Raw genomic sequence first — 25,089 nt, forward strand, 5'->3', positions numbered from 1 at the left:
GCTGGAGAATCGCATGGCCGCCGGAAACTAGAAAGATGCCCCGCCAATCGCCCCCATCTCGCGGCCAAGGCGCTGCGTCTCGCGAACCAGCAGGTCGAGGTCCTCGCGTCGCGTGCGATGGTTGTTGATCGCAACACGCAGGCAGTGCTCACCGTGCACCGTGGTGTCCGAGAGCGCGGCGATGCCCTGCTCCTGCAGCCGCAACATGATCTCGGTGTTGAGCCGCTTTAGCGCCTCGCCAGTCATGCCGCCAGGAGCCATGCCGCCGGGCCGGAAGCGAAAACAGACGATGTTGATGGCCGGCGGCGCGACCAGTTCCAGCAGCGGCGCATCTTCGATCAACCTGGCAAGATATTGCCCTTGCGCGATGTTCTGGTCGATCAGCCGGCCGAACTTTTCGACGCCATGCTGCTTCAGCGCCATCCAGACCTTCAGCGCGCGAAATCCGCGCGTGGTCTGCAAGCCGTAGTCATGCAGCCATTCGCCGGAGGCAAGGCCGCGCGGCGTCGATTCGAGATATTCCGGCGTCACCGCAAAAGTCTTGCGGTGCGCGGCGGCATCCCGAACCAGGGCGCAGCCGACCTCGAATGGCGCGTGCAGCCATTTGTGCGGATCGAGGGCGACCGAATCGGCCCATTCGATACCGGCGACGCGGTGCGCGTTCCGCGGGGCAATCGCGATCAATGCACCGATGCAGCCGTCGACATGGAACCAGAGGTCTTCCTCATGCGCCAGTTTGGCCAGCGCTTGCAGATCGTCGATCGCCCCGGTGTTGACGGTGCCGGCGGTGCCGATGACGCAGGCCGGCATGAAGCCCGCTGCCCGGTCCTCCGATATGGCTGCCCGCAAGGCCTCGATGTCGATGCGCAGCCCGGCATCGGTCGGGATTCGTCGTAGCGCCCGGTTGCCGAGCCCGAGCGCTTCCATCGCCTTGCGGTGGCAGGAATGGAGCTGGTCCGAGCCATAGAACCGCAGCGGCTTTTCCATCGCGCCAACGCCGTGCTCGCGCAGGTCGATGCCAGCCTTGGTGTTGCGCGCCACCGTCAGTCCGATGATGTTGGCCATCGAGCCGCCGCTGACCAGCGTGCCGCTGGCCGAAGCGGGGAAGCCCAGCATCTCCTTGCACCAGTCCACAACCTGGCCGTCGACAAGCGCGGCGGCGTGATTGCCGCCGCCGAGGTTCGAGCCCTGTATGGCCGCCAGGAAATCACCGAGCGCACCGGTGAAGTTGCTCGAGCCCATATACCAGGACCAGAAGCGCGGATGGGTATTGCCCATCGGATAGGGCATCACCGTGGCAGCGACCTCGCCGTAGACATCAGCGAGCGGCGAAGGCGAGCGCGGCAAGGGCGCTGTGAAGGAGGCCCTCACAGCCGCCGGCATCTCCTGCCAGACCGGGCGCTCCCTGACATCGCGCAGGTAACCGACGGCGTCGTCGATGATCCTGTGCGACAACGTCCGCACATCGGCCCAATCGAGCGGGTCGAGTGTCTCCTCGGAGAGGCCCGGCATTTCCTGGCTGGTATCCATTCACTTTGCTCCTCGCCCGCCCTACGCCGCCGGAAACTGGGCGCCGGGCGTCGAGCGCGACAGGGCGATTTCTTCGGCGTCCATTTCGGCCTCGATGCCGTCGAACAGCGGCGTCGTCATGTAACGCTCACCGGTGTCGGGCAGCATGCAAAGGATCACCGATCCGGCCGGAGCGTTTTCGGCGATCCGCCGGGCGACGGCGAAGGTGGCGCCGCCCGAAATGCCGGTGAAGATGCCTTCCTTCCCTGCCAGCGCCCTGGCCCATTTGATGCCCTCGGGCCCGGCGATCGGCATCACCTCGTCATAGAGGTCCGCGTCGATCGCCTCCTGCAACACGTTGGGGATGAAATCCGGCGTCCAGCCCTGGACCGGATGCGGCTCGAAAGCCGGATGGCTGGCGGCGGGTGCGCCGCCGGCGCCGCGCTGCTGTGGCTTGCCGCTGCCGATCAGCTGGGCATTGGCCGGTTCGGCCAGAACGATACTGACATCCGGCCGCTCGCGACGGAGCACACGCGCCACGCCGGTCACGGTGCCGCCGGTGCCATAGCCGGTGACAAAGCAATCGAGCCGCTTGCCGGCGAAGTCGTTGATGATCTCGCGCGCGGTTGTCGTCTCATGGATGGCGGCATTGGCCGCCGTCTCGAACTGGCGGGCCAGGAACCACCCATTGGCCTCGGCCAGCTCCACCGCCTTCCTGTACATGCCAAAGCCTTTTTCGGCGCGTGGCGTGAGCACCACCTTGGCGCCCAGCATGCGCATCAGCTTGCGGCGCTCGATGGAAAAACTGTCGGCCATGGTGACGACCAGCGGATAGCCCTTTTGCGCACAGACCATGGCGAGCCCGATGCCGGTGTTGCCGCTGGTGGCCTCGACGATGGTCTGACCGGGCTTCAGCGCACCGCTGCGCTCGCCCTCTTCAATGATGTTGAGCGCCAGGCGGTCCTTTACCGATGCCGCCGGGTTGAAGAACTCGGCCTTCACATAGATCGTCGCATGGGCTGGGCCGAGATTGTTGACGCGGATAACCGGCGTGTCGCCGACCGTGTCGAGAATGCTGTCAAACAGGCGGCCGCGCCCGGCCGTGGTTCTGATCTGTGCTTGCTGCGGCATGGGATGATTTCCTCGTTCTTGTTCGTTGTGATCACGGGCCGGTTACAAACCGGCCGGTTGGGCGGCGAGGTTTCGAGACCATGCCGCGCTATGACGTGCCGACAATGCGGTGTGGCGCATTTGGAGCGAAATTCGCTGCCGGATGCGCCGCCTTGTCTCGTCCAGTGATAGAATGGAGGCCGGCTGGCCAGCGTGGGAACAAGCGTGGAAACGCCCGTGGTATCAACTCGATCGAGCCCAAGCAGTGAGCCGTCGGGGCTTTCCGTGCGCTTGCTCGGGCAGTTGGCGATCGTCCGCGATGGCGTTCCCGTCGCATTGCCGGCTTCGCGCAAGATGGGCGCGCTGTTCGCCTATCTGGCGCTGGCACCGCATCCGGTCGGACGCAGCCGGCTGTGCGAGCTTTTGTGGGATGTGCCCAACGACCCCCGGGGCGAGCTACGCTGGTGCCTGAGCAAGCTTCGCGGTGTTCTCGATGGACCAGACCGCCGCCGGGTCGAGACGCAGGGCGACACCGTCGCACTGCGCCTGGACGACTGTTTCGTCGATGCGCCGGTGATCGTGGCTGCCACGGCGCATGGATTTTCGAAACTCGGTATCGAGCGATTGCGGGGGCTGGCCAACCTGTTCGCAGGCGATTTTCTCGACGGGCTCGAACTTGACCGCAGCCCGCTCTTCAACAACTGGCTGACGGCGCAGCGCCGCCGGTTCCAGTCGTGTCACGCGGCGGTGCTGGAGCACCTTGTCGGCGCTCTTCCGGCCGGTTCCGAGGAAGCGGCTGCCTTTCACGACAGATGGGTGGAACTGGCGCCGTTCGACGGGCGGGCGCACCTGGCGCTGCTGGCCAATCTGGCGATACGCGGGGCCTTCGGCGCGGCAGAGGAGCATCTGGCGGCGGCGGCACGGCTTTTCCAGTCGGAGGAACTCGATTTCGGTCCGGTTCAACGCGGCTGGCAGGCGATCCGCGACAGGCCATCCGGCGCTTCGCTGCAAGCCCAGCCCTGCGCGATAACGGTGCCGCCGTTGGCGACCGCCGCGGCCGCCGACAAACCGCCCGAACCCAGCCACGCTTCGCTGGCCGTGATGCCTTTCGTCGACGAAACCGGCCTCGGCGGTGTTCGGGGCGGGCTCGCGGACGGCCTCACCCACGACATCATCACCCGGCTGGCAAAGCTCAGGGACTTTTTCGTAATCGCGCGCGGATCGGTCTTCGCCCTGGCCGAAATGAACCTCGCGCCTCAGGATGCCGGGCGGCGGCTGAATGTCGACTATGTCGCCACCGGAACCGTGCGCAGCTTGACCGGCCGCATCATCGTCAGCGTCGAGCTGGTCGAGGTGCGCACGGCAAGGATCGTGTGGGGCGAGACATTCGAGCGCCGGCACGACGATATCTTCACCGTACTGGACGATATCGGCAACAGCATCGTCTCGTCGGTATCGGTCGAGATCGAGACCGTCGAACGCAACCGCGCCATGCTCAAGGCGCCGAATTCGCTCAACGCCTGGGAGGCCTACCATCGCGGCCTCTGGCACATGTACCGCTTCACCCAGCCGGAAAACGACCTGGCGCGGCACTTCTTCGACATGGCGGTCGCGCTCGATCCGACCTTCACCCGCGCCTATGCCGGCCTGTCCTTCGTTCATTGGCAGAACGCCTTCCAGCGCTGGGGCGACCGCGACAGGGAAAGCGGGCTGGCCTTCGAGACCGCCGGCCACAGCCTGCTGGTCGATGACCACAATCCGGCCGCCCACTGGGCGATGGGCCGGGCGCTTTGGTTGCGTGGCGAGCAGGATGGCTCGCTGATCGAACTGGAACGGGCGGTGGACCTCAGCCCCAACTTCGCACTCGGGCATTACGCTTTGTCGTTCGTGCATTCGCAGTCCGGCGATCCACGGGCGGCGATCGGCTCTTCGGACCACTCGCGCCATCTCAGCCCCTTCGACCCCCTGCTGTTCGGCATGCTTGGCGCTCGCGCCATGGCGCATGTCCGCCTCGGCCAGTTCGACGAGGCTGCCGAATGGGCGCTGAAAGCGGTGGCTCGGCCCAACTCGCACGCCATCATCCTGGCCATTGCCGCGCATTGCCTGGCGCTGGCGGGCCGGCTCGACGAGGCGCGCAAATTCGCTGCCGCCATCCGCAAGACATTGCCCAACTATCGCGCTGAGGATTTCATCGGCACGTTTCGTTTCGAGCCGGACGCCGCGGCACTGTTCCGGCAGGCCGGCAGGCGCATCGGCTTGAGCTGAGGCAATCAGCCCCGCAAGCCAAGGCAAGCCCTCGAATTCCGCCGGTTAACGAATTCGGAAGGGGTTGTTTAACCGTTCGCCGCTATGTCACGGCCCGAGGGGCCCTTGGCAAAAGTGTGAGTATGATGAGCGACAGCCCTGATAAGCGTAACGAATGGCGTGCCATTTTCTATGTGCAGGCCCGCGTTGGCATCCTGTTTGTTCCTGTTGTCGCCAGCCTTCTGCTCATCGCGGCACTCGCCGGCAACGAACGCAAATCCGCTCCCGACGGCATCGACCGCACCGTTACAGGCTCGGTGCGCTAACCGGCACGGCCGTTAGTTGAGCTTGGCTCCCCGCGAGGCGCGCGTCACCTGGCGGGGGAACTCCTGCCTGCATCGGGCATTGTCTTCCAGAACCGCCACTGGAGAACATGATGACCAAGGCCTTCGATGTGAACGACGACACCGCGCGGAACCCGAAGCCGCCGCCGCAGCCAAAGACCGGCGACGCGCTGCATAAAAAGAAGGTGCAGGGAAAGGCGTTCCAGGTGAACGAAAACAGCGTGGAGAACCCGAAGCCCGCGCCGGCATCCCGAAAGTGATGCCCTGATCGGCAAGCGTCGCTCAAATAAAGCGCGGGATCGGACCGTTCTGCGGCGTGGTGCGGTCGCCGAGGTCGAGAAAGACCTCGTCGACATAGCACCAGCCCCAGCCTTCAGGCGGATCGTAGCCCTCGATGATGGGGTGGCGGGTCGCGTGGAAATGCTTGGTGGCGTGACGGTTGGGCGAGTCATCGCAACAGCCGACATGGCCGCAGGTGCGGCAAAGCCGCAGATGCACCCACTCAGAACCGCTCTTCAGGCATTCCTCGCAGCCAAGGGCGCTCGGCGTGACGTCCTTGACGTCTGCCGCGTGTCTGCATTCATCCGCCATCACACTCTCCCGACTTGCTTCGGCTCGACCTGTTCCGGTGCCACGGCCTGACTGCCGTTTTGCGCCAGATATGCATGCAATGCCGCCACCACCTGGGCACCCTCGCCGACAGCGGCGGCGACGCGTTTGACCGAGCCGGAGCGCACGTCGCCGATGGCGAACACGCCGCTTCGGCTCGTCTCCATCAGACCATGCGTTGATCCTATGTCCGATCCGGTGCGGATGAAACCCCTGGCATCCAGCGCCACGTCGCTCTGCGCCAGCCAGTCGGTGTTCGGGTCGGCGCCGATGAACAGGAAGAGATGGCGGATCGGCCGCGTCGTCTCCACACCGCTGGCGCGGTCCCGCCAGCGCACGGCGGCGAGATTGCCCTCGTCGCCTTCCAGCGCCTCGACCTCGGCCCCGGTCAGCACCTCGATGTTGGGCTGCGCCCTGATGCGCTCGACCAGATAGCGCGACATGCTGGCCTCGAGGCCGCCGCCGCGCGCCAGCAAAGCCACTTTGCGCACATGGCTGGCGAGGTAGACGGCGGCCTGTCCGGCCGAATTTCCGGCGCCGACCAGGGCGACCTCCTGTCCGCCGCAAAGCCGCGCCTCGATTGGCGAGGCCCAATAATGCACGCATGTTCCTTCGAACCGCGCCAGGTTGTCGACGTCGAGGCGGCGGTAGCGCGCGCCGCTGGCGATCACCACGCTACGTGTCCGCACCGTCTCGCCGTCGCCGACTTCAAGAAGGTAGCGGGCGCCGGAGGGATCGTTCGCCGCACTGAGCAGCTTCGCTTCATCTGGGATGACCATTTCGACGCCAAATTTCTGCGCCTGATTGTACGCACGCGCCATCAGCGCCATGCCCGAAATGCCGGTGGGAAATCCGAGATAATTCTCGATGCGCGAGGAGGCGCCGGCCTGCCCGCCGAAGGCACGGCAGTCGAGCACAATGGTCGACAGGCCTTCGGAGGCGGCATAGACGGCCGCCGCCAGACCGGCCGGCCCGGCACCGACAATGGCGACATCGTAGAGTTTGTCGGCATCGATCGGCCGCAACAGGCCGATGCAGCGGGCAAGGTCCTTCTCGCCGGGATTGCGCAGCAGCCTGCCGTTCGACACAGCACGATCGGGAGGTGGTGCGGATCGACGTGAAACTGTTCGATCAGGGTTTTGGCGCAGGGGTCGGCGTCTGAATCGAGCACGCGGTGCGGCTGGCCACTTCGGGCGAGAAAGCCTTGCAGCCGCAAGACGTCGCTGTTGCCGGCAAGGCCAATGATGATCGGCCCGATCGTGCCGCTCTCCAGCAGACCGACACGGCGCAGGATCAGCGCCCGCATGATGCGCTCGCCGAGATTGGCCTCCTGCACCATCAGGTCGCGCAGCCGCTGCGAAGGGATGACGAACGCCTCCACCGGCTCGGCCGCTTGTGCATTGACCAGCGACGGCCGCGCCGAAAGCTGCGCGAGTTCGCCAACGAACCCGCCCGGACCATGCGTGACGATCGTCTCGCGCCGGCCAGGCTTGCCATCCTGGGTGATGTCGACCGTGCCCGACAGGACAACGATCAGGCCCGGCGCCACATCGCCGGCTTCAAAGATATGCTCGCCAGCGGCATAGGAACTGGCCTCGCCAAACCGGCGCATGCGCTCGATGTCGGCTTCGGCCAACGTCGGGAACGCCTGATCGCGACGGGTCGAGAAGATCGGGTTGACGGTTTGTGACATGGTTCGAGCGTAGCGAAGCAGCCGCGCGGTTTGAAGCGGTTTGTTCGAGGCCTAGCCGGGAGGCGAGGTTGCTGACGGCCATCAGGCCGTCGTGTCGGGATGACCAGATCCGTGAAGACTTGAGGCGTCGCGCGGCGCTGCCCAAGATCGGCTCAGCTGACCGCCAACGCTCAGGAGCCTGCCCCGGTCTCCGGCAGCATCCGCTTCAGCACATCATCCTTGCGGATGAAATGATGCCACAGCGCCGCCGCGGCATGCAGCCCGGCAAGGATGAGGATAAGATTGGCGCACAGGCTGTGCAGCTCCCTGATGGACCGTGCCGTGGCGCTGTCGGGAGAAATCGGGGCCGGAATGGTAAACAGACCAAAGAAGCTCAGGGCATCGCCCCTGTACCAGGTGAGCAGGATGCCAAGGACCGGAATGGTCACCAGCAGCGCGTAGAACAGCAGATGCGTGACCTTGGCCGCCCATCGTTCCACCTCCGGCATTTCTTGCGGCACTCCGGGCGCCCCCAAAGTGAGGCGCAGGCCGAGGCGGATGGCGACCAGCACGAACAGCAACATGCCAAACGAAATATGGAACCACCAGACGAGTGCACGGCCAGGGTCGCCGCGCGGGAAAATGTCCGCCACGTAGGTCAAGCCATAGAGGCCGATGACCAGCAGAAACACCGCCCAGTGAATAGCCTTTTGCGCGCCTGTATAGGTGGGTTTCATTCGAGCCTTCCGGTTTGGAATGCTCCTAACCTAGCCGCGATCATGTCAAAGCTTTGTCTGGACAGTGGTCCTTTTGGCCGCGTCGAGCCAGGCAGCGATGCGTCGAACAAAGAAAAAGCCCGGACGAACCGGGCTTTTTCTTTGGGTTTCTGAACCGGATCGAATGGTTCGAAACGGGAAAATATGGTGCCCAGAAGAGGACTCGAACCTCCACTCCTTGCGGAACACGGACCTGAACCGTGCGCGTCTACCAATTCCGCCATCTGGGCTGGTGCGGGCTCATGTAAGCGGGCAAGCGATGGCTGTCAACGCGCTTTTTTGGAGCATGATCCCGAAAGGTGGAAACCGGCTTTCGGAAAAGATCATGCTCAGGCGAGAGTGGCGCCAGTGGCTTGCCGGCTTAGGGACCGTCAGCCCTCCAGCACTTCCTTGGAAGCCACGGTCGAATCGGCGTTGAGCTGGTAAATCACCGGCACGCCGGTGCCGAGTTCCAGCTTGACGATCTCCTCGCCCGACTTGCCGTCCAGCGCCATGATCAGCGCGCGCAGCGAATTGCCGTGGGCGGCGACCAGCACGGTGCCACCGCGCAGCACATGCGGCTGCAGGTCGTGCAGGTAGTAGGGCCAGACGCGCGCGCCGGTGTCCTTCAGGCTCTCGCCGGCGGGCGGCGGCACGTCGTAGGAGCGGCGCCAGACATGAACCTGTTCCTCGCCCCACTTCTCACGGGCATCGTCCTTGTTGAGACCGGAGAGGTCGCCGTAGTCGCGTTCGTTCAGCGCCTGGTCGCGGATGGTTTTCAGATCGCTCTGGCCGACGGCGTCGAGAATGTGCTGGCAGGTTTTCTGTGCCCGGATCAACGCCGAGGTGAAGGCGATGTCGAATTTCAGGCCGCGCGCCTTGAGTTTCTGGCCGGCGGCCTTGGCCTCGGCGTGGCCCTGCTCGGTCAGGTCGACGTCACGCCAGCCGGTGAACAGGTTCTTCAGGTTCCATTCGCTCTGGCCGTGGCGCACGAGCACGAGGGTTCTCGACATGTTTGCTCCTTCGGGTTTTAAGGAAATCAGGCCGTCTCAGGCGAGCCCAAGCACGTCCCGCATCGAATACAGTCCCGGCTTTTTCGCGCGCGCCCAAAGTGCTGCCTTGACGGCGCCTCGGGCGAAGATGGCGCGGTCCTCGGCGTGGTGCGACAAGGTGATGCGTTCGCCGGTACCGGCCAGGATGACGCTGTGATCGCCGACCACCGAGCCGCCGCGCAGCGCGGCGAAACCGATCGAGCCGGTCTTGCGCACGCCTGTATGACCGTCGCGCGAGCGGACATCGTTGCCGGCGAGCGCGATGCCGCGACCGGCGGCTGCCGCCTCGCCGAGCAGCAGTGCCGTGCCGGACGGCGCGTCGACCTTGTGCTTGTGATGCATTTCGAGGATTTCGATGTCGAAATCCTCGGCGTCTAGCGCGCGCGCCGCCTGCTCCACCAGCACCGCCAGCAGATTGACGCCGAGGCTCATATTGCCTGACTTGACGATGGTCGCATGGCGCGCCGCCGCCGCGATCTTCTCGTTGTCTTGCACCGAACAGCCGGTGGTGCCGATGACATGGGCGATGCGCGCCTGCGCGGCGTAGCCGGCGAACTCTACGGTCGATGCCGGCGTGGTGAAATCGAGCACGCCGTCGGCCTTGGCGAAAACCGGCAGCGGGTCGTCGCCGATCGCAACGTTGATCGCACCGACACCGGCCAGTTCGCCGGCATCCTTGCCGAGATAAGGCGAGCCGGCGCGTTCGACCGCGCCGACGACGCGGGCACCGGGAATGGTGTGAATGGCGCGGATCAGCGCCTGGCCCATGCGGCCGGCGGCACCCACCACGACAAGGCCCATATCAACGGCGCCCATGTCTCCGGCCGGCTTCTCGCTCATGTGTTTTCCCCGACGACGATGTCCGCGCCACTGTCTTGCGGCGAAGTCTGGCGCGGCGCGGCGTCGTCGACAAGCCCCAGGCCCTTGACGCCCTGCACGCGGTGGAAGCGGGCATAGACGCTGTGCGGGTCGGCCATCAGCGAGGCGTGGGTGCCCTCTTCGACCAACCGGCCCTGTTCCATGACGACGATGTGGTCGGCATTGACCACGGTCGACAGCCGGTGCGCGATGACGATGGTCGTGCGCCCTTGCATGACATGGGTCAACGCCTCCTGCACGCGCGCTTCCGCCTCGTTGTCGAGCGCCGAGGTCGCTTCATCGAGCAACAGGATGGGCGCCTGACGGACAATGGCGCGGGCGATCGACACGCGCTGGCGCTGGCCGCCGGACAGCGTCGCGCCGTTTTCGCCCACCGCCGTGTCGTAGCCCTGCGGTTGCTGGCGGATGAAGCGGTCGGCCTCGGCTTGCCGTGCGGCCTGCTCGATCTCGGCATCGGTAGCGCTTGGCCGGCCATAGCGGATGTTGTCGCGGATGCTGCCTTCGAACAGATAGGGCTGCTGCGAGACGTAGGCGATGGAATTGCGTAGCGACTGCTTGGTGAGTTTCGAAATGTCCTGGCCGTCGATCTCGATGCTGCCGGCCTCGAGATCGTAGAAGCGCTGCAGCAGCGCCACTAGCGTCGTCTTGCCGGCGCCCGACGCGCCGACGATGGCGGTCATCTTGCCGGCGGCGGCGGTGAAGCTCAGATCCTGCAGGACCGGCGCTTCCTCGACATAACGGAACGAGACGTTGTTGAAGCGCACTTCGCCGCTGGTGAAATTCGCTTTCGCCGCGCCCGCCGCATCGCTTTGCTGCGGCTCGAGATCGAGCAGTTCGTAGATCATGCGGGCGTTGACCAAGGCGCGTTCCATGCCGACCTGCATGCGCGCCAGCCGCCTGGCGGGGTCGTAGGCCAGGGTCAGCGCGGTGATGAAGGAAAACACCGCGCCAGGCGGCTCGCCAAGCACGGTTGCCCTGTAGCCGGAATAGGCGATGACGCCGGCGAAGGCGAAACCGCCCAGAAGCTCGGTGACGGGCGTCAGCCTTTCCGAAACCTTGGCGATCTTGTTGGCCCGCTGCTGCGCATCGTCGGCCAGCTTGCTGACGCGTCGCGACAGCTCGTCCTCCATGGTGAAGGCCTTGACGACAGTGATGCCTTGCGTGGCTTCCTGCATGGCGCCGATCAGCCGCGAGTTGATCTGCACCGATTCCCGCGTGATGCGCCGCACCCGGCGCATCAGATAGCTGACCGTGTAGATCAGCGGCGGTCCGATAAGCAGCGCCATGGCCGACAGCAACGGGTCCTGCCAGAGCATGACGCCGAGCAGAGCGATCAGCGACACGGCGTCGCGCGCGATCGATGTCAGCGTCATCGACAGAAGATCGCGGATGCCGTTGACGTTCTCGTTGACCTGCGCGGCCAGCCGGCCTGAACGCGTGTCGTTGAAGAAGCCGACGCCGAGTTTCATCAAGTGATCGAAGATGCGCCTCTGGTAGCGTGCGACCAGATTGTTGCCGATCTTGGCCAGGGTCACCGCCTGGCCATACCCGGCAAGGCCCCGCAGGATGAATGCACCGAGGATCGCAGCACAGATCCACGGGATCAGGTCGCCGCGCCGTTCATAGAATATCTCGTTGACGACATCCTTCATGATCCATGCGGTGAAGGCGGTCGTTCCCGCCACAACCGCCAGACAGAGGATCGCGAAGACGTAGGATGCGCGGTATTCGCGGCTGTTCTCGGTGACGATGCGGCGCACCACCGCCACGATCTCACCCGCCCGGGGCTTCTGCTGGTTTGAAGTCTGAAGGGTCAAATCGGGAGCGCTTCGTGGTTTCCGCTTCGTCAGGCAGGCTGAATCTGGCCTCCCTCTTAGCGCCATGAGACCGGCTTGCCTATGCCTTGGGATGACTAACTTCGTCGCGCCAGCGCCGACCGGCCGTCTGAACGCCGAACAGCGAGGGGTTCCGGGCATAGGCCGCGAGGCCGAGGAGTGCCGCGAGCGGATGGGTGATGACATAGACCGGCATGGTGCGCATCAGCTCGCTATGCGGCGCCTTGTCCTCGAAGGCGGCGCGGAAATTGCCGGCCTTCAGCGCCGGCACGATTTTCTGCGCGATGCCGCCGGTGAGAAACACGCCGCCACGGCTCATGAACACCAGCGCAAGGTCGCCGGCGGTGCGGCCAAGGCAAGTAACGAACAGCTCAAGCGCCTCTTGCGCAACCGGATCGGTCTTTGCCAGGGCCGCAGCGGTGACTTCGGCCGGGGTGGTGAAGGGCGACGGCTTGCCGTCGACCTTGGCCACCGCCCGGTAGACGTTGACCAGGCCGCGCCCGCACAGGATCTGCTCGCCTGAAATGCGGCCTTCAAGCTTCTCGATATGCGGGAAAACCGCGAAATCGCGCGGCGTGCGCGGGCCGATGTCCATATGGCCGCCTTCGCCCGGCACCGGAATCCAGTGGTTCAAGGCATAGACCAGGCCGGCGACGCCGAGACCGGTTCCGGGGCCAAGCACGACCCGCCCGGCATTGGGCTCCGGCGTGCCGCCGCCGATCTTTTCCATATGCTCTTCGCCAAGCGCGACGACGGCCAGCGCCTGCGCCTCGAAATCATTGAGCACGACGATGTCGCTCAAGCCCAGGTTGGCGAACATCTGCTTCGGCCTGACGACCCAGGGGCAATTGGTGAGTTCGATCTCGTCGCTGTCGACCGGGCCGGCCACCGCCAGCACGGCGGAATTGGGACGGATCGACGAGCGGTCGAGCACCGCCGCCTGGATCGCGTCGTCGATGGTGTTGTAGTTGGCGGTCTGGACGATGGTCGGCTCGCCGGCCTCGGAATTCGCGTCGAGCACGATCGAGAACCGCGCATTGGTGCCGCCAATGTCGCCGATCAGGATCGGGAACCGCAACAAAGTGTCGTTGTCGCTTGACATGCTCGTCCCTGTTTTTGGCAGTGTCTTGCTGCTTTTGTCGTTGACTAGCGCATGCCCCCGGAAAGGGGAAGCGTCAGTTCGCCTTTACTATCCAGTGTTTGTGCTGCCCCTCACCTGCCTGCCGGCATCCTCTCCCCGTATAGTGACGGAGAGAGGGGCGCTCTCATCAAGGATTTCGCCAATCACCAGCGTTTGCTGGAATAGCGCCAAGGCTGCGGCGAACCCCCTTCTCCCCGTCACTATACGGGGAGAAGTGCCCGGCAGGGCGATGAGGGGCAGCGCTGACTCCGGCGTTTAACGCATGTCCAGTTCGGCAGCTGAAATTGGCGTCAGTTTCCGGGCCGTGGCCTCGGTACCGGCACGCCGATCTCCGGGGTGGCGGTGAAGGCGTTGAGCGAGGATGGCAAGGCGTTCGCGCCGCTGGCCGTGGTTGCCGCCGGCGCGGGCTCTGTCTCCAGCGCCGGCGCCACCGCGACCGGCACGCCGCCGCCGTGATAGGTGGCGGCTTCGGCCGAAGCCGGGGCTGGCGCTTCGAGGACGGCCCGGCACTCCTTGGGCAGGTTCGCCATCGTCATCACATCGCGAGCCTTCGGCGCATCCGGGTTCTTGTTGGGACGCCATGGCTCCTCGGTGAACCACCAGGCCAGCGGCTTGCCGCAGCCGTCGTCCGCCGGTGTGGCTTCCTGTCCCTTGCAGTTGGGCGAGCCCGGCTGGCAGCCGATGCGCATGTGGAAATGATAGTCGTGGCCCCAGAAAGGCCGGATCTTGCGCAGCCAGGTTCGGTCGCCCTTGACGGTGTCGCAGAGCTTCTTCTTGATGCCTGGGTTGACCAGAATACGCTCGACCTCGGGATAGCTGGCCGCCTGTTTGAGCAGCCGCATGTGCGCCGATGTCCACAGCGCGTCCTTTACCAGGTGGGTCTTCTCATCGACCATCAAGGTGGCGCTTATCGATTCACGCTGCGCCATCGACAGCGGGCGGCTGGGCATCGGCGTCAGCCAGATGTCGGCGTCGAGACCGATCTGGTGCGAGGCATGTCCCGTCAGCATCGGCCCGCCGCGCGGCTGTGCGATATCGCCGATCAACAGGCCCGGCCAGCCAACAGCGACGGCGTCGCGCGACAGTTTTTCGATCAGCGCGATCATCGCCGGATGACCCCAGCGCCGATTGCGCGAGGGCCGCATCACTTCCCAGGTCGGGCCGTCCATGGGTATGGCGACGCCGCCGGCAAAACAGCCCTTGGAATAGAAACCGATCGATTGCGCCGATGTCGCCGCCGGCAGTTTCTCGGCGCCGAACAGGTCCTTGGCCCGTTCCTCGGCCGATGCCGGCTGCACGGCCAGGGCGAGCAGGCCAAGCGCTGCCGCCAGGAGCGGGTTCTTGCCCGGGCGCGATCGCGTCAATGACTTCATGAAACCGCACCCCTCCGCATCCAAGGCCCCGAATCATACCATGCAACGCACGACAGTTCGATCAAGAGCGCTTCATCGGACTGCGCGGCTCGCCATCGCGCCAGCCGCCGCTTGCCCACATGTGGTCGAAGGCGGCGCGGTAGTCGGAAAAGCGAAAACGATAGCCCGCCGCCTTGATCGCCGCGTTGCCGACACGCTTGTTCTCGCCATAGAAGGACCGCGCCATGGGCGAAAGTTGGGCGGCGACGAAAGGAATTTCCGCCGGCGGCTCTATGCCCATCAGCGCGGCGGCGTAGGTGACGACATCCTGCGGCGGCGCCGGCAGATCGTCGGTGACGTTGAAAATGCCGCCCGTATTGCCCCCGATCAGCTGCCAGAGCGCGCCCGCGATGTCGTCGCAGTGGATGCGGTTGAACACTTGGTCCGGCTTGACCAGCCGCCGCGCGGTGCCGTTTTCCAGATTGACCAGCGTATTGCGGCCCGGCCCATAGATGCCGGACAGGCGCAGCACCGCCACCGGCCGGCCGATAGAACCCCCCAGGTTCAGCCATTCCTGCTCGGCGGCGACGCGTATCACCGAGCGTTTTGACACCGGCCGGCATGCGGCGGTCTCATCGACCCATGCACCGCCATGGTCGCCATAGACGCCGACGGTAGAGAGATAGCCGATCCATTCGAGCGCCGGCATGTGGGCCGTGATCACGTCGCGCGCGGCATTCAGCACCGGATCGCCCGCCTCGTCAGGGGCGATGGAAATCACCAGGTGAGTGGTTTTGCGCAGCGCGGCGCCGATTTCGGCGCTGAGCGCGCCATCGAAAAGCATTGGCGCGATGTCGGCCTGGCGCAAGGCCTCGAACTTGTCCGGCGAGCGCGTCGTGCCGACAATGGCGTTGCCTGGCTGTGCATTGGCGCCGGCAAATGCCTTGCCGGAATAGCCGGCGCCGAAGATGAAGATATGCTTGTCACTCATGCATGCGCCCCGACTGGACCTGGTTTCGGCAGCGCCAGCCGCCATTCATCGCGCACGGCCTCGTCGCGCTCTGTCTTCAGCCCGCCTGCCGCGCTCTCGCTGAATTCGGTGCCCGGGACAAGCCGTGACAGCGCCCATATCGCAGCACCGCGCACCAAAGGCGAGACGTCCTGAAGCAAGGCACGCACATCAGGGGCAAGCGAGGCTTGTCCAGAATTGCCGGCGGCAATCAGCACGTTGCGGACGAAACGATCGCGGCCGATGCGCTTGACCGGAGACCCTGAGAACAAAACCCGGAAGGCCGCATCATCGAGGCGCAACAGTTCAAGCAGGGTCGGCTCGCGCAAATCATCGCGTGCGGCAAGCTTTGCCTCGGACGCCGCCTGGGCGAACTTGTTCCATGGGCACGCGGCGAGGCAATCGTCGCAGCCATAGATGCGGTTGCCGATCTTTTCGCGGAATTCGTGCGGGATCGGCCCCTTGTTCTCGATGGTGAGATAGGAAATGCAGCGCCGCGCATCGAGCCGGTAGGGCGCCGGAAACGCATCGGTCGGACAGGCATCGAGGCAGGCGCGGCAGGAGCCGCAATGGTCGGCCTCCCTGGTGTCGGGCACAAGTCCGGCGGTGGTGAAGATGGTGCCCAGAAACAGCCAGGAGCCGTGCTCGCGGCTGACCAGGTTGGTGTGCTTGCCTTGCCAGCCGAGACCGGCGGCTTCGGCGAGCGGCTTTTCCATGACCGGCGCCGTGTCGACGAAGACTTTCACATCGCCGCCGGCGCGCGCCACGATCTTGCCGGCGATCTCCTTCAGCCGGCCCTTGATCACGTCATGATAGTCGCGGTTCTGGGCATAGACCGAGATGGCGGCGCGGTCGGGCTTGGCCAGTACAGCGCGCGGATCGTGGTCGGGGCCATAATTCATCGCCAGCACGATGATTGAACGCACTTGCGGCCATAGCGCCGCCGGCTCGCTTCGGCGCTCGAGCGTCTCGGCGATCCACGCCATCGAGCCATGAAAACCGTCGGCGACGAACTCGGCCAGCCGGGCTGGTGCCTGCGGGATCGCATCTGGTGTGGTGACGGCGACAGCGCAAAAGCCGGCGCGACGCGCCTCGCGGTCGATCAGCGCGCGCAGTTTGGCGGCGTCAGAAGTCAAGGTCCGCATAATGCGACACCGGCGACAGGCCACGCACCCGGTCGCTCAGCAGCGGCCGGAAGGAGGGCCGCGACTTCACCCGCGTGTACCATTCGCGCGCGGCGGTGTGCTCGCGCCAGTCGATCTCGCCGAGATAATCTAGCACCGACAGCGTCGCCGCCGCCGCGAGATCGGCATAGGTGACCCTCGGGCCGGCCAGCCAATGGCGGGTGCCGGCCAGCCAGTTGGTGTATTTCATGTGCTGGCGGATGTTGGCGCGCGCCGCACGGATCGCGCCCGAGTCGGGCGAGCCCCCGCCGGCGGTTTCCGGCATGACCGGCTTCAGCACGCGCTCGCGAACCAGATGCCTGGTCACTTCGCTTTCGGCCTTGTTGAGATACCAGTCGGTCAGCCGGCGGATCTCGGCGCGCTGCATCGGATCCTCGGCAAACAGCCGCTTGTCGCGCTTCAGCACGCCGCGCGTCTCATCGAGATATTCGGCGATCACCATGGCGCCGACGATCGGTACGTCGCCTTCGGCCAGCAGGATCGGCAAGGTTCCAGCCGGGTTCAGCGCCAGGAATTCCTTGCGCCGCGTCCACGGTTTTTCTTCGACCAGCGCCAGCTCCTCGCCGTACTCGCCAAAGGCAAGGCGGACGAAGCGGCAGGTGGCGAACATGGGGTGATGGAAAAGCGTCAGCATGGTTCCGCGATACTAGCACTGGCGAATCGCCAGCGGCGCCGGTAAGTCTTGGCCGCCCGGTTAGCGGGCCGTCATGGTGTTGCGACCTATAGGGGGACTTCAGCGCCGTGACAAGCGAGCCCTTTTTGCAAGCCCTTCTGTTAGCCGTCACTCGAATGCCGAGGTAGCCATGGAAAGCCAGACCATCGTCGAAGCCTTGCTGCTCGGCCTGCTGGAGGGCCTGACCGAGTTCATTCCGGTCTCTTCGACAGGCCATATCCTGCTGGCCGGCCATTTTCTCGGCTTCCACTCGACGGGCAAGGCCTTCGAGATCCTGATCCAGCTCGGCGCCATCCTGGCGATCCTGACTGTCTATTTCCGCCGCCTGTGGCAGATGCTGATCGACCTGCCGCATGACCGGCTGACGCGGCATTTCGTCCTCGGCATCCTCATCGCCTTCCTGCCCGCCGCCATCATCGGTGCGCTGGCGCATGATTTCATCAAGACGGTGCTGTTCGAATCGCCAAGGCTGATCTGCATCATGCTGATCATCGGCGGCGTGGTGTTGCTGGTCGTCGACCGCATGAATCTCAAGCCGGTCTATCGCGACGTCGAGCGCTTCCCGACCCGGCTTTACCTGCAGATCGGTCTTTTCCAGTGCCTGTCGCTGATCCCCGGCACCTCGCGCTCGGGGTCGACGATCGTCGGCGCCCTGCTGCTTGGTGTCGACAAGCGGGCGGCGGCGGAATTCTCCTTCTTCCTCGCCATGCCGACCATGGTCGGCGCCTTCGCCTTCGACCTGTTCAAGAACCGCAACGTGCTGACCAGCGCCGACCTGCCGATCATCGCCATCGGCTTCGTCGCCGCCTTCGTCACCGCGCTCGTCGTCGTGCGCTTCCTGCTCGACTACGTCTCGCAGCGCGGCTATTCGCTGTTCGGCTGGTGGCGGCTGGTGGTCGGGACGGTCGGGCTGATAGCGCTGTTTATCTGGGGGTGAGGAGCGGTCCGCGAAGCGGACGGAAAGCCAATTGCTTGGCTTTCCGAGCGACGAACGCCCTGAGCCTGCGAAGGGCGAGCTGCCCGCCGCTTCCTGGAACCGCCATCAATTCCGCCCGTAAAACGCATTCTCGACATGCACCGGCCACGCCAGGGCAGAACCGCCACCATGTCGAAACGCGCCGACAGCCGTCCATAATCCGGCTGGCGCGACAGCCAGAGGTCGGCGGCGCCCTCGATGCGGCGTTCCGAGTCGTGACCTATCGCTTCCACGGCTTCGATCAGCGTGCGGCGGGCCTTGACCTCGACGAACAGAACCAGGTCGCCACGCCTTGCGATCAGGTCGATCTCGCCGGACCGCGTGCGGTAGCGGCGGGCGAGAATCCGGTAGCCTTTCAGCATCAGCGCCACCGCCGCCAGCCATTCGCCGCGATGGCCGCGCCGATAGGCCTTTTGGCGGCTGGCCGCAGGACGCTCAGCCACCGCCGCCTTCCGAGCCGTCGGGTTCCTTGGCGTCCTTGAGTTCGAGCAGGCGCCGGTAAAGCGCCTGTTTCTGGCCGCCGGTCATTTTCGCCGCCTCGGAGGCCGCCTTGGAGGCCGGCATTTCGGCGGCGAGCGACAGCAAAAGCCGGTCGATGTCTTCAGGTTCGTCGGCCTTGGCCTCGGCGGGCCCGACGCAGATGACGATCTCGCCCTTCGGCGTGTCGGCCGCTGCGTAGTGGTCAGCGAGGACCTGGAGCGTGCCGGTGCGCATTTCCTCGAAGGTCTTGGTCAGCTCGCGGCCGATCGCGGCTTTGCGCTCGCCGCCGAGCGCTTCGACCATGGCGACAAGCGTTTCGGCGAGCCGGCGTGGCGATTCAAAGAAGATCAGCGTCGCCGGCACGGTTTTCAGCGCGGCCAGCCGTGTCAGCCGCTGCCCGTTCTTCACCGGCAGGAAACCGGCGAACAGGAAGGCATCGGAGGGCAGGCCGGACGCGGTCAGCGCGGCGAGCGGGGCTGACGGGCCGGGGATCGGCACGACGCGCAGGCTTCGATCCAGCGCCTCGCCGACCAGGCGATAGCCGGGATCGGAGATGAGCGGCGTACCGGCATCCGAAATCAGCGCCACGCTCTGCCCGGCTTCCAGCGCGGCGATCAGCTTGGGCCCGGCCTCGCCGGCATTGTGTTCGTGATAGGCGGTGGTGCGGCGGCGAATGCCGTAGCGGTCGAGCAGCACGCGCGAAACACGTGTGTCCTCGCAAGCGACGATGTCGGCGGCGGCCAGGGTCTCCAGCGCGCGCAAGGTGATGTCGGCCAGATTGCCGATCGGCGTCGCCACCAGATAGAGCGCCGGCTCGAGCGGCCGCGCCGGTATCTCGGTCTGGCCGATCACATAGCTGCGTTTTACGATTTCGCCGGTCACCAGGCAGTCTCCGTTCAGCCCTGTTTGGCACGGCGCTGGCCGGCTTGCAAAAGCCGATGTCGATGTAATGCGGCCGCCATGCCTTCGCCACAGTAGGGAACGAAACCGGGTTTGGCAGATTTAGCCCCTGATTCCCCAGGAGGACAGGATGGACAGTCTCAAGATACAGGACGCCTTCGAGCCCTATTATGCCGGCCGCAATCGCGTTGCCGGGCAGAAGGAGCGGCGCCCGACTGCCAGAACCGAAACAAGCCAGGCCCAAAAGCCGGCCGCGGGCTCCTTGCCTGCGGACACCAGGCTTTCAGGCGAACCCGACAGCACGACGGAGCACTGACCGGACGATGCCCAATCGCTTCGACATTTTCATCACCCGTCTCGAAACCAAGACCGCCCGCCCACCATCACACCCGATAGGCGACCAGCACCGCGCCCGCCGCGACAAGGGCGACGCCAAGCCAGTTCGTGCCGGAGAGGCGCTCGCCGAGAAAGGCCGCGCCAAACACCGCCACAAGCACGACGCCTGAGCCCTCGTCGTCTCCGAGCGAAGGCGCGGATCCCAGGATTGAATGGCGAACGCTATTCAGTCCAGATAGCGTGAAACCCGCGCCTTCAGAATCGCAATTAATTCCGGATCCATGAATTCGTAGTCATCCGGGATGTCGAGACAGATCACCTTGGCCGCCTTCAGGCTCTCCTTGAACCTTTTCTGCAGCTTCGTGCGGTGGGTCTTTTCCATCACGAAAATAATGTCCGCCCACTCGACCTGTTCGTGCGTCAGCGGGTTGTCGGCGTCATGATTGGTGCCGGCGGAGGCGACCTCGATGTCGCGGCGCGTCGAAAACACCTGCTCGGCGGTCGGGCTGCGCAGACGGTTCTGGCTGCAGACGAAGAGGATGTTTTTCAAGGAATTTTTCCGTGGAGCAAGATCTCGTCCCGGCTTCCATTTTTCGGGATCATGCTTAGCGTGCCAGATCCGCAACCACCGCATCGAGCACGATCATGCCGGCGGGCGTGGCGCGTAGCCTGGAATTCCCGATCGGCGCAACCAGTCCTTCGCCTTGCAGCACCGAAAGCCGTGACGTCGACAGGCCGCGCCCGGAAAACGCCTCGTAGCGGGAAAGATCGATGCCTTCGGCCAGCCGCAACCCCATCAGCAGGAACTCGTCGGCCTCTTCGGAACGCGTCAGGATTTCGCCGCCGGTGACACCATGGCCCTTGGCCTCGACAAGGTTGGCCCAGGTTTCCGGCATCCGCTCGGCGATCGTCACCACGCGGCGGCCGTTCTCGACGAAGCGGCCATGCGCGCCGGGACCGACACCGACATATTCGCCATAGCGCCAATAGGTCAGGTTGTGCCGGCTTTCGGCGCCCGGCTTGGCGTGGTTTGAAATCTCGTAGGCCGGCAGGCCGTGCGCCGAGGTGATCTCCTGCGTCAGCGCATAGAGATCGGCGGCGTGGTCATTGTCAGGAATGACGAATTTCTTCGCCGCGTGCAGGGCGTGGAACGGCGTGCCTTCCTCGATGGTCAGCTGATAGAGCGACAGATGGTCGGCGGCATGGCCGATCGCCTGTTCGAGTTCGCCTTGCCAGGCCTCCGGAGTCTGGCCGGGCCGGGCATAGATCAGGTCGAAGGACAGGCGCGGAAAGATCTCGCGCGCCAGGCCGATGGCATGCAGCGCCTCCGAAACATTGTGCAGCCGGCCAAGGAAGCGCAAATCCTTGTCGTTCAACGCCTGCACGCCGAGCGACACGCGGTTGACGCCGGCGGCCCGATAGCCGCGAAACCGTTCGGCCTCGACCGAGGACGGGTTGGCCTCCAGTGTCACCTCGATGCCTTCCGGCACCGTCCAGTTCTTCGCCACGGCGTCGAGAACCCGCGCCACGGTCTCGGGTTTCATCAGCGACGGCGTGCCGCCGCCGAGGAACACGCTGGTCACCTCGCGCGGGCCGGTGCGTTCTCGCATCGTTGCAAGCTCCGCCTCGAAGGCGGCTGCAAAACGGTCCTGATCCACCGGCTGGTGGCGGACGTGGCTGTTGAAGTCGCAATACGGGCATTTGGCCGCGCAGAACGGCCAATGGACATAGACGCCGAAACCCGGGCTACGGTCGAGCGGCATGGTCACGCCGGGCCCGGTCATTCCGAGCCAAGCCGGGCGCGGGCGAATTTCTGGAAGGCGCGGGCGCGATGCGACAAGGCGGTTGACTGGCCCGGCTTCCAGCCATGCTTTTCCTCGGCGCTCATCTCACCAAAGGTTTTTTCGAAGCCATCCGGCAGGAACACCGGGTCGTAGCCGAAGCCAATCCCGCCGCGCGGCGGCCACACCAGCGTGCCTTCGGCCTCGCCACGGTAATATTCGGCCTCGCCGTCGGGGAAAGCCAGGCAGATGACCGCGACGAACCGTCCCTTGCGCTGCGCCGGCTCGGCCGCGCCGACTTCCTGCAGCGCCACTTCGGTGCGCTGCATGGCCATGGCAAAATCGCGCGAGCCATCAGGGGTTTCGGCCCAATTGGCGGTATAGACGCCAGGTGCGCCATCAAGGGCGTCGACGCAGAGGCCGGAATCGTCAGACAGCGACGGCAGGCCGGTCGCGGTCGCCGCCGCGAGAGCCTTGATATAGGCGTTTTCCTCGAACGTGGTGCCGGTCTCGTCCGGTTCCGGCAGGCCATAGTCCTTGGCCGACTTCGCCTCGAAGCCGAAAGGCGCCATCAGATCGGCGAATTCGCGCAGCTTGCCGGCATTGTGGCTGGCAACGACGATCTTCTTTCCGTCAAGTGAGTGCATCAAAGGCCCCAGATTCTCGGTTCGGCGAATTCGATCGAATTGCCGGAAGGGTCGCGGATATAGATCGAACGGCCACCTTGCAGCCACTCAAATTCGCTTTCGATGTCTATATTCCGCGTTTTCAGATGCGCTTTCCAGCCGACTATTTCATCCGCGCTGGCGGCAAAGCAGAGATGGCCTTCGCCAACGGTACCGTGCGGCGGCACCTGCAGCCGGGCGTCAGGCGACGGCGGCACTTTGGTGACTTCTGCATTGAAGACGAGCAAGACACCGGCGCCGCAGCGGAAGAAAAGATGCCGGCCCTCGACCTTGCCCAGGAGATCAAGGCCGAGCACGCCGGTGTAGAAGCTTTCCGCCGCGGCAAGGTCGTTGACGTAGAGGGCCGATTCAAGGATCGCGGCGGGCTGCATCGCTTTCAAAACTCCGTTGGTCAGCGGCTCAAATGGCTGCTGCACCGCTCACTTGCAACGTTGACGCCGCGCTCTCCCTGGTTCAACGCCCTCAGGCGACCGCCATCTGCTGCAGGCTGACCAGGCGCTGGATGCCTTTCTTGGCCAGGCCCATGAGCGATGCGAACTGCTCTTCCGAGAAGGGCTCGCCCTCGGCGGTGCCCTGGATCTCGACGATGCCGCCCTTGCCGGTCATGACGAAATTGGCGTCGGTGCCGGCCGAGGAATCCTCAATGTAATCCAGGTCGATGACCGGCTGGCCATCATGGATGCCGCAGGAAATCGCCGCGACATGATCCTTCAGCACCTTGGCGACGCTGGCCATCTGCCGCGCTTCCATCCAGCGCAGGCAATCATACAGCGCCACCCAGCCGCCGGTGATCGAGGCGGTGCGGGTGCCGCCATCGGCCTGGATGACGTCGCAGTCGACGGTGATCTGCTGTTCGCCCAGAGCCTGCAGGTCGACGACCGCACGCAAGGAACGGCCGATCAGGCGCTGGATTTCCAGTGTGCGGCCGCCCTGCTTGCCCGCCGAAGCCTCGCGGCGCATGCGCTCGCCGGTCGAGCGCGGCAGCATGCCGTATTCCGCCGTAACCCAGCCCTTGCCGGAATTGCGCATCCAGCCCGGCACCTTTTCCTCAAGGCTCGCCGTGCACAGCACATGCGTGTCGCCGAACTTCACCAGGCATGAGCCTTCGGCGTGCTTGGAGACACCGCGCTCGAAGGATATGGCGCGCATTTCGTCGAATTGGCGTTTGGAGGGGCGCATTCAGGCTTCTTTCCAGTCATTTTTCGGAATCGTGGCCGGCTTGTAGCCGCATGGCAGGCATGGCGCAAAGGAAAATGGACCGGGCGCTCCCGGGATGCGGCACCGGGTGACCGCAGTGCGATGCCGGGCGACCGCAGTGCGGCGCCGGGTTGCGTGGTGGGGGTTGAAGCCTGTAACCTTGGGCTGGAGGTTTTTTGACCGAATGACCAAGGCCGTCGATCCGAGTTCGCAGCTGTCGGCGCTTCAGCCGCCAGCCCTTCAATCGCTGGACATGCGTTCGCGCGATATTTTTCGGCGCATCGTCGATTCCTATCTCCGGGACGGCGAGCCGGTCGGCTCGCGCAGCCTCTCGCGCATCCTGCCATCATCGCTGTCGCCGGCGACCATCCGCAATGTGATGAGCGACCTCGAACATCTCGGCCTGATCTACGCCCCGCACATTTCGGCCGGACGGCTGCCGACGCAGGCCGGCCTGCGTTTCTTCGTCGACGCCTTCATGGAACTGGGCGATCTTTCCGACGAGGAGCGCCGCGCCATCGAAGCGCAAGTGCGAGCTTCCGGCTCCGGCGCGACGCTGGAACATATGCTGACCGAGGCCAGCCAGATGCTGTCGGGCATGTCGCGCGGCGCCGGCCTGGTGCTGGCCGCCAAGAACGAAGTGGCGCTGAAGCACATCGAATTCATCCAGCTCGAGCCGACCAAGGCGCTGGCTGTGCTAGTGTCGCAGAACGGCGACGTCGAGAACCGCGTTGTCGACCTGCCGGCCGGCATCACCGTTTCGCAGCTGCACGAGGCCTCGAACTTCCTCAACGCGCATATTCGCGGCCGCACGCTGGCCGAGGCGCGGATCGAGATCGCCCGCATCAAGGACGAGACGAAGGCGGCGCTCGACACGCTGTCGCAGGACCTGGTCGAGAAGGGGTTGGCTGTGTGGGCCGGGGCGGACAGCGGCCTGCCTGCCAGGCTTATCGTGCGCGGCCGCGCCAATCTGCTCGAAAACGTCACCGCCCAGGCCGATATCGAGCTGTTGCGGCACCTGTTCGAGGACATGGAGACGCAGGACGGGCTGATCCAATTGCTCGACCTCGCCGAAGAGGGCTCCGGCGTGCGCATTTTCATCGGCTCGGAAAACAAGCTGTTTTCGCTGTCAGGCTCGTCGCTGGTGGTCGCACCCTATCGCGACAAGGACGCCCGCGTCGTCGGCGCGCTCGGCGTCATCGGCCCGACCCGGCTCAATTATGCCCGTATCGTGCCGATGGTGGATTATACCGCGCAGCTGATATCCCGCATGCTGCGATAGGTATATCGATATTCAGATGAGGCTGGCCTGACCTGAATCTCGACCTGGACTACAGTCCAGAATCGAAGGGCTTGTCCTGCAAG

At 65.0% G+C, this 25,089-nt stretch carries 24 protein-coding genes, 1 tRNA gene and 3 pseudogenes; 6 read left to right on the forward strand and 22 right to left on the reverse strand.

All coding sequences use genetic code 11. The annotated features are described in order from the left end of the window. Positions 1-27 precede the first annotated feature (27 nt). Both GA829_RS04110 and GA829_RS04115 read right to left on the reverse strand, forming a co-directional pair. Positions 28-1,530: a pyridoxal phosphate-dependent decarboxylase family protein gene (locus GA829_RS04110; RefSeq protein ID WP_195177289.1), complete on the reverse strand. Its 1,503-nt coding sequence runs from the start codon at positions 1,528-1,530 to the stop codon at positions 28-30. Between the two features lie 21 nt (positions 1,531-1,551). Then, positions 1,552-2,640, reverse strand: a complete 1,089-nt coding sequence (locus GA829_RS04115; RefSeq protein WP_195177290.1) for a PLP-dependent cysteine synthase family protein — start codon at positions 2,638-2,640, stop codon at positions 1,552-1,554. Positions 2,641-2,856: 216 nt separating this feature from the next. Between GA829_RS04115 and GA829_RS04120 the strand changes: the two genes are divergently transcribed. The 3 genes from GA829_RS04120 (at position 2,857) to GA829_RS04130 (ending at position 5,467) form a co-directional block, all read left to right on the forward strand. Further along, the gene (locus GA829_RS04120; protein ID WP_195177291.1) at positions 2,857-4,884 is read left to right on the forward strand and encodes a transcriptional regulator; all 2,028 of its coding nucleotides are present in this window, start codon (positions 2,857-2,859) and stop codon (positions 4,882-4,884) included. Positions 4,885-5,009: 125 nt separating this feature from the next. Beyond that, positions 5,010-5,189, forward strand: coding sequence for a hypothetical protein (locus GA829_RS04125; protein WP_195177292.1), 180 nt, complete (start codon positions 5,010-5,012; stop codon positions 5,187-5,189). 110 nt (positions 5,190-5,299) lie between these two features. Next, the gene (locus tag GA829_RS04130; protein ID WP_195179907.1) at positions 5,300-5,467 is read left to right on the forward strand and encodes a hypothetical protein; all 168 of its coding nucleotides are present in this window, start codon (positions 5,300-5,302) and stop codon (positions 5,465-5,467) included. 22 nt (positions 5,468-5,489) lie between these two features. Here GA829_RS04130 and GA829_RS04135 read toward each other — a convergent pair whose 3' ends face one another. The 12 genes and pseudogenes from GA829_RS04135 to GA829_RS04190 all read right to left on the reverse strand — a co-directional run bounded on the left by GA829_RS04135 (position 5,490) and on the right by GA829_RS04190 (position 17,329). Beyond that, positions 5,490-5,798, reverse strand: coding sequence for a UBP-type zinc finger domain-containing protein (locus GA829_RS04135; RefSeq protein WP_195177293.1), 309 nt, complete (start codon positions 5,796-5,798; stop codon positions 5,490-5,492). Next, positions 5,798-7,509, reverse strand: a pseudogene (locus tag GA829_RS04140) (FAD-dependent oxidoreductase). Before GA829_RS04140 ends, GA829_RS04135 begins: the two are co-directional and overlap by 1 nt. A 170-nt stretch (positions 7,510-7,679) precedes the next feature. Then, positions 7,680-8,225, reverse strand: a complete 546-nt coding sequence (locus GA829_RS04145) for a cytochrome b (protein WP_195177294.1) — start codon at positions 8,223-8,225, stop codon at positions 7,680-7,682. A gap of 184 nt (positions 8,226-8,409) precedes the next feature. Then, positions 8,410-8,494: transfer RNA gene (locus GA829_RS04150), tRNA-Leu, on the reverse strand. 141 nt (positions 8,495-8,635) lie between these two features. Beyond that, a complete protein-coding gene (locus GA829_RS04155) occupies positions 8,636-9,256 on the reverse strand; it encodes a 2,3-bisphosphoglycerate-dependent phosphoglycerate mutase (RefSeq protein WP_195177295.1) in 621 nt (206 codons plus the stop codon). A gap of 36 nt (positions 9,257-9,292) precedes the next feature. Beyond that, the gene (gene dapB, locus GA829_RS04160; protein WP_195177296.1) at positions 9,293-10,135 is read right to left on the reverse strand and encodes a 4-hydroxy-tetrahydrodipicolinate reductase; all 843 of its coding nucleotides are present in this window, start codon (positions 10,133-10,135) and stop codon (positions 9,293-9,295) included. Further along, positions 10,132-11,991, reverse strand: coding sequence for an ABC transporter ATP-binding protein (locus GA829_RS04165; RefSeq protein ID WP_258052143.1), 1,860 nt, complete (start codon positions 11,989-11,991; stop codon positions 10,132-10,134). Before GA829_RS04165 ends, dapB begins: the two co-directional genes overlap by 4 nt. Positions 11,992-12,070: 79 nt before the next feature. Continuing rightward, on the reverse strand, positions 12,071-13,111 hold the full coding sequence (locus GA829_RS04170; RefSeq protein WP_195177298.1) for a glucokinase: 1,041 nt from the start codon (positions 13,109-13,111) through the stop codon (positions 12,071-12,073). 329 nt (positions 13,112-13,440) lie between these two features. Next, positions 13,441-14,523 carry a penicillin-insensitive murein endopeptidase gene (mepA, locus tag GA829_RS04175; RefSeq protein WP_195177299.1) on the reverse strand — a complete coding sequence of 361 codons (1,083 nt, stop codon included), beginning with the start codon at positions 14,521-14,523 and terminating at the stop codon, positions 13,441-13,443. 61 nt (positions 14,524-14,584) lie between these two features. Beyond that, entirely contained in the window at positions 14,585-15,493 is a 909-nt protein-coding gene (locus tag GA829_RS04180; protein ID WP_195177300.1) for an SDR family oxidoreductase, read from the reverse strand. Further along, positions 15,490-16,656: a tRNA epoxyqueuosine(34) reductase QueG gene (gene queG / locus GA829_RS04185; RefSeq protein ID WP_195177301.1), complete on the reverse strand. Its 1,167-nt coding sequence runs from the start codon at positions 16,654-16,656 to the stop codon at positions 15,490-15,492. Before queG ends, GA829_RS04180 begins: the two co-directional genes overlap by 4 nt. Then, positions 16,637-17,329 (reverse strand): glutathione S-transferase family protein, encoded by a 693-nt coding sequence (locus GA829_RS04190; protein ID WP_195177302.1) that lies wholly within the window; start codon positions 17,327-17,329, stop codon positions 16,637-16,639. The genes queG and GA829_RS04190 overlap by 20 nt, the downstream gene beginning before the upstream one ends. Positions 17,330-17,498: 169 nt before the next feature. Here GA829_RS04190 and GA829_RS04195 point away from each other — a divergent pair, with 169 nt between their 5' ends. Then, positions 17,499-18,305, forward strand: a complete 807-nt coding sequence (locus GA829_RS04195) for an undecaprenyl-diphosphate phosphatase (protein WP_195177303.1) — start codon at positions 17,499-17,501, stop codon at positions 18,303-18,305. A 105-nt stretch (positions 18,306-18,410) separates the two neighbouring features. Here GA829_RS04195 and GA829_RS04200 read toward each other — a convergent pair. Continuing rightward, a pseudogene (locus GA829_RS04200) lies at positions 18,411-18,787 on the reverse strand (YraN family protein). Further along, positions 18,780-19,706 (reverse strand): 16S rRNA (cytidine(1402)-2'-O)-methyltransferase, encoded by a 927-nt coding sequence (gene rsmI / locus GA829_RS04205; RefSeq protein WP_195177304.1) that lies wholly within the window; start codon positions 19,704-19,706, stop codon positions 18,780-18,782. The pseudogene GA829_RS04200 and the gene rsmI overlap by 8 nt, the downstream one beginning before the upstream one ends. Positions 19,707-19,854: 148 nt before the next feature. Between rsmI and GA829_RS04210 the strand changes: the two genes are divergently transcribed. Continuing rightward, complete coding sequence (locus tag GA829_RS04210; protein WP_195177305.1) at positions 19,855-20,040, forward strand: hypothetical protein; 186 nt, start codon at positions 19,855-19,857, stop codon at positions 20,038-20,040. A gap of 67 nt (positions 20,041-20,107) precedes the next feature. On the opposite strand, the pseudogene GA829_RS04215 reads toward GA829_RS04210, so the two are convergent. The 6 genes and pseudogenes from GA829_RS04215 to rph all read right to left on the reverse strand — a co-directional run. Continuing rightward, positions 20,108-20,227 (reverse strand): annotated as a pseudogene (locus tag GA829_RS04215) (EamA family transporter); the annotation flags it as partial. 59 nt (positions 20,228-20,286) lie between these two features. Then, positions 20,287-20,610 (reverse strand): low molecular weight protein tyrosine phosphatase family protein, encoded by a 324-nt coding sequence (locus tag GA829_RS04220; protein WP_195179519.1) that lies wholly within the window; start codon positions 20,608-20,610, stop codon positions 20,287-20,289. A 55-nt stretch (positions 20,611-20,665) separates the two neighbouring features. After that, on the reverse strand, positions 20,666-21,844 hold the full coding sequence (gene hemW / locus GA829_RS04225) for a radical SAM family heme chaperone HemW (protein WP_195177306.1): 1,179 nt from the start codon (positions 21,842-21,844) through the stop codon (positions 20,666-20,668). Next, positions 21,841-22,488 carry an RdgB/HAM1 family non-canonical purine NTP pyrophosphatase gene (rdgB, locus tag GA829_RS04230; RefSeq protein WP_195177307.1) on the reverse strand — a complete coding sequence of 216 codons (648 nt, stop codon included), beginning with the start codon at positions 22,486-22,488 and terminating at the stop codon, positions 21,841-21,843. The genes hemW and rdgB overlap by 4 nt, the downstream gene beginning before the upstream one ends. Then, positions 22,488-22,898 carry a VOC family protein gene (locus GA829_RS04235; protein WP_195177308.1) on the reverse strand — a complete coding sequence of 137 codons (411 nt, stop codon included), beginning with the start codon at positions 22,896-22,898 and terminating at the stop codon, positions 22,488-22,490. The genes rdgB and GA829_RS04235 overlap by 1 nt, the downstream gene beginning before the upstream one ends. 91 nt (positions 22,899-22,989) lie before the next feature. After that, complete coding sequence (gene rph / locus GA829_RS04240) at positions 22,990-23,706, reverse strand: ribonuclease PH (RefSeq protein ID WP_195177309.1); 717 nt, start codon at positions 23,704-23,706, stop codon at positions 22,990-22,992. A 202-nt stretch (positions 23,707-23,908) separates the two neighbouring features. Here rph and hrcA point away from each other — a divergent pair, with 202 nt between their 5' ends. Further along, on the forward strand, positions 23,909-25,006 hold the full coding sequence (hrcA, locus tag GA829_RS04245; protein WP_195177310.1) for a heat-inducible transcriptional repressor HrcA: 1,098 nt from the start codon (positions 23,909-23,911) through the stop codon (positions 25,004-25,006). Positions 25,007-25,089 lie beyond the last annotated feature (83 nt).

The sequence above is a fragment of the Mesorhizobium sp. INR15 genome, from assembly GCF_015500075.1.
Lineage (GTDB): Bacteria > Pseudomonadota > Alphaproteobacteria > Rhizobiales > Rhizobiaceae > Mesorhizobium.

Bases quoted from the DNA above. Each gene is read 5' to 3' on its own strand.
- GA829_RS04110 (WP_195177289.1), bottom strand. From the start codon at position 1,530: ATGGATACCAGCCAGGAAATGCCGGGCCTCTCCGAGGAGACACTCGAC.
- GA829_RS04115 (WP_195177290.1), bottom strand. From the start codon at position 2,640: ATGCCGCAGCAAGCACAGATCAGAACCACGGCCGGGCGCGGCCGCCTG.
- GA829_RS04125 (WP_195177292.1), top strand. From the start codon at position 5,010: ATGAGCGACAGCCCTGATAAGCGTAACGAATGGCGTGCCATTTTCTAT.
- GA829_RS04130 (WP_195179907.1), top strand. From the start codon at position 5,300: ATGACCAAGGCCTTCGATGTGAACGACGACACCGCGCGGAACCCGAAG.
- GA829_RS04135 (WP_195177293.1), bottom strand. From the start codon at position 5,798: ATGGCGGATGAATGCAGACACGCGGCAGACGTCAAGGACGTCACGCCG.
- GA829_RS04145 (WP_195177294.1), bottom strand. From the start codon at position 8,225: ATGAAACCCACCTATACAGGCGCGCAAAAGGCTATTCACTGGGCGGTG.
- GA829_RS04155 (WP_195177295.1), bottom strand. From the start codon at position 9,256: ATGTCGAGAACCCTCGTGCTCGTGCGCCACGGCCAGAGCGAATGGAAC.
- dapB (WP_195177296.1), bottom strand. From the start codon at position 10,135: ATGAGCGAGAAGCCGGCCGGAGACATGGGCGCCGTTGATATGGGCCTT.
- GA829_RS04170 (WP_195177298.1), bottom strand. From the start codon at position 13,111: ATGTCAAGCGACAACGACACTTTGTTGCGGTTCCCGATCCTGATCGGC.
- mepA (WP_195177299.1), bottom strand. From the start codon at position 14,523: ATGAAGTCATTGACGCGATCGCGCCCGGGCAAGAACCCGCTCCTGGCG.
- GA829_RS04180 (WP_195177300.1), bottom strand. From the start codon at position 15,493: ATGAGTGACAAGCATATCTTCATCTTCGGCGCCGGCTATTCCGGCAAG.
- queG (WP_195177301.1), bottom strand. From the start codon at position 16,656: ATGCGGACCTTGACTTCTGACGCCGCCAAACTGCGCGCGCTGATCGAC.
- GA829_RS04190 (WP_195177302.1), bottom strand. From the start codon at position 17,329: ATGCTGACGCTTTTCCATCACCCCATGTTCGCCACCTGCCGCTTCGTC.
- GA829_RS04195 (WP_195177303.1), top strand. From the start codon at position 17,499: ATGGAAAGCCAGACCATCGTCGAAGCCTTGCTGCTCGGCCTGCTGGAG.
- GA829_RS04210 (WP_195177305.1), top strand. From the start codon at position 19,855: ATGGACAGTCTCAAGATACAGGACGCCTTCGAGCCCTATTATGCCGGC.
- hemW (WP_195177306.1), bottom strand. From the start codon at position 21,844: ATGACCGGGCCCGGCGTGACCATGCCGCTCGACCGTAGCCCGGGTTTC.
- rdgB (WP_195177307.1), bottom strand. From the start codon at position 22,488: ATGCACTCACTTGACGGAAAGAAGATCGTCGTTGCCAGCCACAATGCC.
- GA829_RS04235 (WP_195177308.1), bottom strand. From the start codon at position 22,898: ATGCAGCCCGCCGCGATCCTTGAATCGGCCCTCTACGTCAACGACCTT.
- rph (WP_195177309.1), bottom strand. From the start codon at position 23,706: ATGCGCCCCTCCAAACGCCAATTCGACGAAATGCGCGCCATATCCTTC.
- hrcA (WP_195177310.1), top strand. From the start codon at position 23,909: ATGACCAAGGCCGTCGATCCGAGTTCGCAGCTGTCGGCGCTTCAGCCG.